A 5979-nucleotide genomic window follows, 5' to 3' on the forward strand; every position below is an offset into this window, starting at 1 on the left:
GCCGGCGGCAGGCATGCTGGTGATGGCGGGGATGCCGGCCTGCTGGGCGCCTGCCACCAGGGGCAGGGCGAGCAGGGTGACGGGAAGCAGGCGCAGGAGCGCCGCTGCCGCTGGAGTTCTTCTACCGGTTGCCATTTCGCTTTTCAATCGTTTGCTTGAGCCAGGAAGAAAAATTGGCCGGGTCGGGGGTGCCGGAAACCGCTGCCTGCGCTTCCTGGCGCGGCATGGTCGACAGGGTGTTGACGCGTCCCGGCGCGACGCCGACCACGATCCACTGGTCGGCGACCTCGACGACGAGGATGCGCTCGCGGCCGCCGACGCTGATGCCGCCGACGACTTTCAACGGTGCACCGGTGATCGACTTGGCGACGCCGAGCCGCTTGAGCAGCCATGCCGCGCCACCCATCAGGCCGAGCACCGCGATCAGGCCGAACAGCAACTGGAACAGGCTGCTTGTCGGCGCGGGTTGCGCCGCCGCTTGTGCAGCCGCTTGTGCCGTGATCGGCAGCAGCGCAGCCCATGGCAGTGCGCGGCGCATCATTTGTTGAGTTTCCTGATCCGTTCGGAAGGTGTGATGATGTCGGTCAGGCGGATACCGAACTTGTCATTCACCACAACGACTTCGCCCTGGGCGATCAGGCAGCCGTTGACCAGAACATCCATCGGTTCGCCCGCCAGGCCGTCGAGCTCCACCACCGATCCCTGCGCCAGTTGCAGCAGGTTCTTGATGGCAATCTTGGTGCGGCCGAGTTCGACCGTCAGCTGCACGGGGATGTCGAGGATGAAGTCGATATCGTTGTGGGTGCCGCTCTTAACGCCGGCGCTGCCGAAATCCTGGAATACATTCGGCTTGGCTTCCTGCATCGCCATCGCCGCTGCGGCTTCCGCCTGCGCCTGTTCGGCGATCGCCGCACCCCAATCGTCATCCGTGGTGCCCTGGCTTGTTGTGTCATCCGCCATGTCAATCTCCTTGCGTGTTTTCGTTGGTACTGTAGGTCAGCAGCTTTTCGACGCGCAGCGCGTACTGGCCGTTGAACTTGCCGTAGCTGCACTCCATCACGGGTACGCCATCGACCTTGGCTTCCACCAGGGCCGGCACCACGAGCGGAAGAATGTCGCCGGCTTTCATGTTGAGGACTTCGCCAAGCGTCGCCCGGGCGGCGCCGAGGTCAACGACGATTTCCACTTCCGCCGTCTGGATCTGCTGGGTCATCAGTCGGATCCAGCGCTTGTCCATTTCCAGCGTCTCGCCTTGCAGGCTGCTGGTGAGCAGGTCGCGAATCGGCTCGATCATCGAGTAGGGCATGCAGAAATGCATTTCGCCGCTGACCGGCCCCAATTCAATGGTGAAGGTGGTGGCCACGACCACTTCGTTCGGCGTGGCGATATTGGCGAACTGGGTGTTCATCTCGGAACGCACATATTCGAATTCCACCGGATAGACCGGCTCCCATGACTTGGCATAGGTTTCGAACACGATGCCCAGGATGCGCTGGATGATGCGCTGCTCGGTTTGCGTGAAATCGCGGCCTTCGACCCGGGTATGGAAGCGCCCGTCGCCGCCGAACAGGTTGTCCACCAGCAGGAACACCAGGTTCGGGTCGAAGACCATCAGCGCCGTTCCGCGCAGCGGCTTCATGTGCACCAGGTTGAGGTTGGTGGGTACGACCAGGTTGCGGATGAATTCGCTGTACTTGTGCACCCGAACCGGGCCGATCGATACCTCCGCGCTGCGATGCAGGAAATTGAACAGGCCGATGCGCAGCAGCCGGGCGAAACGTTCGTTGATGATCTCGAGCGTCGGCATGCGGCCGCGCACGATCCGCTCCTGGGTGGCCAGGTTGTACGGCCGCACACCGGAACTGTCCTCCTGGGCCAGCGATTCGTCCTGGTCCCCGGTGACGCCCTTGAGCAGGGCATCGACTTCTTCCTGTGAAAGAAAGTTCTCGGCCATGGTGCTACTGGATGACGAAGGAGGTAAAGAAAACGCCGGTCACCGCCTGCGGCTTGCCTTGCGGCGAGAACGGTTGCTTGACCTGGGCGATGATCTCGTCGGACAGCTTTTTCTTGCCTTCCACGGTGGACAGTTCCGATGCTTTCTTGCTCGACAACAAGAGCAGCAGACGGCTGCGCACCTGCGGCATATATAGCTTGATCTGGTCGACGGTAGCCTGGTCGGCTACCTGCAGGCTGAAGGAAAGCTGCAGATACTGGTCGACGCCGTCGTCCGGCTGCAGGTTGACCGTGAAGGAGTCCATCATGACGAACACCGGCGGCTTGACCGGCTCGACCTTGGGAGCGGCAGCCTTGTCTTCGGCCGCGCCGCCCATAAACCAGTAGGCCGCACCGCCGCCTGCGGCGGCCGTTACCAGCATCAGCACGCCGGCGATGATCAACGTCTTGCGGGATTTTTTGGGCGCCTGCGCAGCCGCGGCGGTATCGTCGATCGGTACGACCTTGGGCACTGCTTTCGGCGCTGCCTTGGGAGCTGTTGCCATTTCATTTCCTCTTGTTTCGATCCGAGCGCGCCGGGAAGGTCAGGCTCGCTCGTATTGGATGCATTCCGATATCATTATCTGCAAGAAGCGCCTGCCGGAATGCGTCGAAAAGAAGGAGGAAGCCGGCGCATATCGTCGTAAGGACAGGGCAATGCGCCGGAAGGCCGGTCTTTAGGCGAAGGTGTCCACCAGTCCTTGTTTGACGGCGGCCGGAATCACGCGCGCCGTGGCGGGCGAGGAAGTGTCCCCGCCGGCGGTAGCACGGCCATCCTGGCGGGACGACGGCGATTGCGGATCGCCGAAGCTTCCCTGCTGGTTGGGCGTGCCGGCATTGACATTGGACTGGCCGAGCTGGATGCCTGCTTCGCCCAGCATCTCGCGCAGCTTCGGCATCGCGGCTTCAAGTGCCTGCCGCACCTCCGGTTGCGCCGAAATGAAGGTTGCGTTGGCCTGGGAGTTGGAGACATTGAGGACGACTTGCAGCGGTCCAAGGTCGGGTGGATTCAGGGTGAGCGATGCGCTTTGCTGTTCGCCGGCCACCATCCACACCACCTTCTGTCCGAGCGCCTGATCCCATGCGGGCGTACCTACCGGGGGCGTGAGCTTTTCGGATTGCTGGCCGGCGGATTGCACGCCTTGCAGCGCTTGCTGTTGCATGGGCTGCATTGTGGCCGGCGCAGCGCCGGTCAGGGCGGACACCGCCTCCTGCACTTTGGCGGCGACCTCCGCTGCAGGTGTGGCTGCAGGCGCCGCCGAGGATACTGCTGCCGCAAGCTCCTGGGTGAACGGCGTGGCGCCGGCGTCGACAGTACTCCGACTCTCCGCGGCCGGCTTTTCGCCTGCCTGGCTTGCCGCATCGGCGAGTATCTCCGGCTTCATCGTGCCGGTTTTCGCGTGTGCCGAATCCGGCTGCGGCAAGGCGTCCGCAGGGATTCCTGTTGTGCTGGCGGATGGAAACCTGTCCGCTGTCTGTGCTATCGGTGCGGCCATGGCTGCCGCCGCGATGGTTACGGGCAGGGTGCTGTTATCGGCCGGTGCGGTGGGCATGTCACGCAGTTGCGGCTCGACGGCGGACTTGCCCTGAGCTGCCGCCGAAATGATCTGGCCTGCGCCGGCAACCAGGGCGAGCATATTGTCGGAGGCCGTGGAAATGACAATGCTCTCCGTGTCTTCCGGCTTTGCTTTTTTTGCATCCCTGATGCTCTTCAAGTCCGTCAAATCCTTGAAGGTCTTCGGATCGACCACGGCCTTGACCTCTTTCGTTTCGCTGACGCCTTCGGTCGCTTTTGTCGTTACGGATGCATTGGCAGGTTCGTCTTTCGCGGATGCAGCGGATTTTTCCGTCGATGCTTTCTCAGCGGTCTTTTCCTTGGCCGGTTTCGCAGGTGCGGAAGGCTTGGTTTCCTTCACCGGCTTGGGTGCCTCGGCCGCGTTGCTCCGTCCCGCGATCTCACGCGACAGCGTCTGCCCGAAGGAGGACTCGCCGCCGTTCCTGTCGGCCTGTTTCACCGGCGCCGGTGACGAAGCGACGTTGACCGGATTGATGATTGGGGGTGTCTGCATGATTGCCGCCGTCTATGAATTTAACGTTTGTAGTAGGACTGCCGGTTCGCGAATTCGTCCATCAGCTTCTGGTCGCGCTTGTTTTCCTTGCGCTCCTCTTCCTTGTGCGCCCGCGTGACAAGGGTGCCGTAGGACATGCGCTTGCGCTCGCTTTCCTGCCAGGCGACGCGCTCGTCGTTCATGCGCCGCTTCGCTTCGTCGACGATCTGCTGCTGGCCGGCGATGGCGGTATCCAGTTTGTCGAGGAAGAGCTGGAAATTGCGGTAACCCGCCGCCGTGATGCCGGCTGCCATGCCCGACTGGAAGCGGGCGCTGTAATCATCCCGGTATTGCAGCAGGAGGGTGAGCTTCTGCTCGGTGTCCTCGCAGGCGCGGACCGCGCGGCCAAGCCGCTTGGCGGCTTCATCGGTCTCGCCGGTCGCCAGTTCAATCAGGGTTTCGAGTGCTGGATTGATCGCCATAATGCATCCATGTTAATGGCGCCCACCGGCTTTCTATCGCTGGAACAGAGAGGCAAGTTGCCCCAAACTCTCGTTTATGCCCGCCTGTTCGGTGATGTCCTGCTGCAAAAATTTCTCGATCCTGCCGATGAGCGTGATCGCCTCGTCCAGCACCGGATCGGTGCCGGCGGCGTAGGCCCCGACGCTGATCAGATCGCGGCTGCGCTGATAGCGGGAATACAACTGTTTCAGCCTGCGCATGGTCTTCTGGTGTTCATGGGAGGTGATGTTGTGCATTGCGCGGCTGATCGACTGCTCGATATCGATGGCCGGATAATGGCCGGCTTCGGCCAGGGTGCGGTTGAGCACGATGTGACCGTCAAGGATCGCACGGGCGGAATCGGCGATCGGGTCCTGCTGGTCGTCGCCTTCGGTCAGGACCGTATAGAAGGCCGTGATCGAGCCGCCGCCCGGCTTGCCGTTGCCGGCGCGCTCCACGAGGGAAGGCAGCTTGGCGAACACCGACGGCGGATAGCCCTTGGTCGCAGGCGGTTCGCCGATGGCCAATGCGATCTCGCGCTGCGCCATGGCATACCGGGTCAGCGAATCCATGATCAGCAGCACGTTTTTGCCCTGGTCGCGGAAATGTTCGGCGATCGCATGGGTATAGGCCGCGCCCTGCAATCGCATCAGCGGCGGCGTGTCCGCCGGCGCGGCGACCACCACCGAGCGGGCAAGTCCAACCGTGCCCAGGATCTGTTCGATGAATTCCTTCACCTCGCGGCCCCGTTCGCCAATCAGGCCGACCACGATGACGTCGGCGCCGGTGTAGCGTGCCATCATGCCGAGCAGAACGCTCTTGCCGACGCCGGAGCCCGCGAACAAGCCCATGCGCTGGCCGCGTCCGACGGTCAACATGCTGTTGATCGCCCGCACGCCGACATCCAGCGTTTCGGTGATCGGGGCGCGGGACAGCGGATTAGCCGCCCGTACGTTCAGCGGTGCGGCATGGACCGCATTCAACGGGCCGAGCGTATCAAGCGGACGTCCCGCGCCGTCGAGCACCCGACCGAGCAGTTCGTCGCCCACCGGCAGGTGGCGGCCCCGGTCGCTTGGACGGCGGCGCGGATGATTGACCGTGCCCGGCTTCGGCAGGCTTTGCACCACCTCGACCGGAAAGACGCGGGTCCCCGGCACGATGCCTTCGACATCGCTCTGCGGCATCAGGAACAGCTTGTCGTCCTGAAAGCCGACGACCTCCGCTTCGATACGTGCGCCATTCGGCAGCGGGACGGTGCAGGCGCTGCCGACCGCAAGCTTCAGGCCGACCGCTTCCATCACCAGGCCCGCGACGCGGGTTACGCGGCCGGAGACCAGCATGGGTTCGGCAATCGATGCCAGTGCACTGCAATCCCGCAGGTAGGCCTGCCAGCGGTTGCTGTTGGAGTGAAGTGCGTTCATTCGAGCCAGTCCGATTC

Annotated in this window: 7 protein-coding genes; all 7 read right to left on the reverse strand. The window is 63.1% G+C overall.

All coding sequences use genetic code 11. The annotated features are described in order from the left end of the window. Nucleotides 1–121: 121 nt before the first annotated feature. On the reverse strand, nucleotides 122–541 hold the full coding sequence (gene fliO, locus V7080_RS22895) for a flagellar biosynthetic protein FliO (RefSeq protein ID WP_334190692.1): 420 nt from the start codon (nucleotides 539–541) through the stop codon (nucleotides 122–124). After that, nucleotides 538–960: a flagellar motor switch protein FliN gene (gene fliN, locus V7080_RS22900; RefSeq protein WP_334190693.1), complete on the reverse strand. Its 423-nt coding sequence runs from the start codon at nucleotides 958–960 to the stop codon at nucleotides 538–540. The genes fliO and fliN overlap by 4 nt, the downstream gene beginning before the upstream one ends. Before the next feature lies 1 nt (nucleotide 961). After that, on the reverse strand, nucleotides 962–1954 hold the full coding sequence (fliM, locus tag V7080_RS22905; RefSeq protein ID WP_334190694.1) for a flagellar motor switch protein FliM: 993 nt from the start codon (nucleotides 1952–1954) through the stop codon (nucleotides 962–964). A gap of 4 nt (nucleotides 1955–1958) precedes the next feature. Then, nucleotides 1959–2498 (reverse strand): flagellar basal body-associated protein FliL, encoded by a 540-nt coding sequence (fliL, locus tag V7080_RS22910; protein ID WP_334190695.1) that lies wholly within the window; start codon nucleotides 2496–2498, stop codon nucleotides 1959–1961. Nucleotides 2499–2669: 171 nt separating this feature from the next. Beyond that, a complete protein-coding gene (locus V7080_RS22915; RefSeq protein ID WP_334190696.1) occupies nucleotides 2670–4061 on the reverse strand; it encodes a flagellar hook-length control protein FliK in 1392 nt (463 codons plus the stop codon). Between the two features lie 20 nt (nucleotides 4062–4081). Then, entirely contained in the window at nucleotides 4082–4522 is a 441-nt protein-coding gene (fliJ, locus tag V7080_RS22920) for a flagellar export protein FliJ (RefSeq protein WP_334190697.1), read from the reverse strand. 33 nt (nucleotides 4523–4555) lie between these two features. Continuing rightward, nucleotides 4556–5962, reverse strand: coding sequence for a flagellar protein export ATPase FliI (gene fliI / locus V7080_RS22925; protein WP_334190698.1), 1407 nt, complete (start codon nucleotides 5960–5962; stop codon nucleotides 4556–4558). Between the last annotated feature and the right edge of the window lie 17 nt (nucleotides 5963–5979).

This window comes from Noviherbaspirillum sp., assembly GCF_036846085.1.
In the GTDB taxonomy this organism is placed as follows: Bacteria; Pseudomonadota; Gammaproteobacteria; order Burkholderiales; family Burkholderiaceae_D; genus Noviherbaspirillum.

Bases quoted from the DNA above. Each gene is read 5' to 3' on its own strand.
- fliO (WP_334190692.1), bottom strand. From the start codon at position 541: ATGATGCGCCGCGCACTGCCATGGGCTGCGCTGCTGCCGATCACGGCA.
- fliN (WP_334190693.1), bottom strand. From the start codon at position 960: ATGGCGGATGACACAACAAGCCAGGGCACCACGGATGACGATTGGGGT.
- fliM (WP_334190694.1), bottom strand. From the start codon at position 1,954: ATGGCCGAGAACTTTCTTTCACAGGAAGAAGTCGATGCCCTGCTCAAG.
- fliL (WP_334190695.1), bottom strand. From the start codon at position 2,498: ATGGCAACAGCTCCCAAGGCAGCGCCGAAAGCAGTGCCCAAGGTCGTA.
- V7080_RS22915 (WP_334190696.1), bottom strand. From the start codon at position 4,061: ATGCAGACACCCCCAATCATCAATCCGGTCAACGTCGCTTCGTCACCG.
- fliJ (WP_334190697.1), bottom strand. From the start codon at position 4,522: ATGGCGATCAATCCAGCACTCGAAACCCTGATTGAACTGGCGACCGGC.
- fliI (WP_334190698.1), bottom strand. From the start codon at position 5,962: ATGAACGCACTTCACTCCAACAGCAACCGCTGGCAGGCCTACCTGCGG.